General features: G+C 38.4%; 2 protein-coding genes. Both read right to left on the reverse strand.

The window, feature by feature from the left end; translation table 11 throughout:
* Window positions 1–43: 43 nt before the first annotated feature.
* Window positions 44–400 (reverse strand): hypothetical protein, encoded by a 357-nt coding sequence (locus tag EG849_RS00005; protein WP_125011034.1) that lies wholly within the window; start codon window positions 398–400, stop codon window positions 44–46.
* Between the two features lie 45 nt (window positions 401–445).
* Window positions 446–1,107 (reverse strand): transposase (locus EG849_RS00010; RefSeq protein ID WP_199732239.1); only part of this gene is annotated, 662 nt, incomplete at its 5' end.

Genomic DNA, 1,107 nt, shown 5'->3' on the forward strand with positions numbered 1-1,107 from the left:
AACGTCAGTTCGTCTAAAAACCCTTCAAAGTTCTTATTCAAACTTAATTTTGAAGTAAATATAATCCATTTATCGAACTATAATTCGCTGTTTTAAAAAATACATTCCCATTTATTTCAAATTTTAAAACAGGGTAAAAAGCCTTAAAACGAGTCGAATTGAGTTCATGAAACAAAGCCGTACTTTTTAAGTACTTTTTCAACTCATTTATGTCAAGGAGATTAAATATCCGCTTGAGATTATAGGCGGTAAAAATCAATCCCACATCAGCACTGGCATGTCTGATTGTCTTTTTAGTCATGACGTAATAAAAATCCCATTGCCGTTTAATAACTCCGTAGGGATGCTCGACAATCGCTTGACGCCTGCGGTACGTTTCATAATTGTTTTCAATTCTCACTTTGTTTTGATAAATCAAATCAGCGTGCTCGGAACGTTCAATAAGTCAGCCTCGCGCGTTTTTGGTACATTTTGCAAAGAGTTCACAGCTCAAGCAAGCGCTGGTTTTATAATGCTTCATCTGGGTAACGGACTTTCCGTTTTTCTTGGAATACCAATTGCCGTTGGTGGTTAAAATCTGATTGGCGGGGCACGTAAATGAATCTGTTTTTAGATCGTATTTAAAATGTTCCACATCAAAAGCCCAATCGGGAGCGTGTGCTGCAACACCAGGAATAGCAACTAAAACATCGATTTTGAGTCGTTCAGCATAAGCAAATTCACTTCCCGTGTGATATCCTTTGTCGTAAATAGCGGTAAAATTAGTGTGGCCTAAAATAGTTTTGCTTCGGCGAAGCATGCCACCCATTGCTTTAGAATCGTTTTCATTAGTCACTTTAAAATCAAGGGGAATATTGTGCAAGGCATCCACCACCGTCTGCACATTGTAAGCGACTTCAGAAATGTTGTTGCGTGTCATTATTTGGCGACTGTCAGGATCTGAAGTGGAGATTTGTGTCACGCCTGTAGTGTCAATAGATTCTTTGTAGTGCAGGTATTTATCCTTTTGCAACTGGTGTTTTCTAACTTTAGAGGCCACTTCTTTTTTAACCAACTCATCGCCATCTCCTTGCGAGAGAATCTTATTATACTCCAATAGTTTGTTGT

Source organism: Flavobacterium macacae (assembly GCF_003865365.1).
GTDB classification, from domain to species: domain Bacteria; phylum Bacteroidota; class Bacteroidia; order Flavobacteriales; family Flavobacteriaceae; genus Flavobacterium; species Flavobacterium macacae.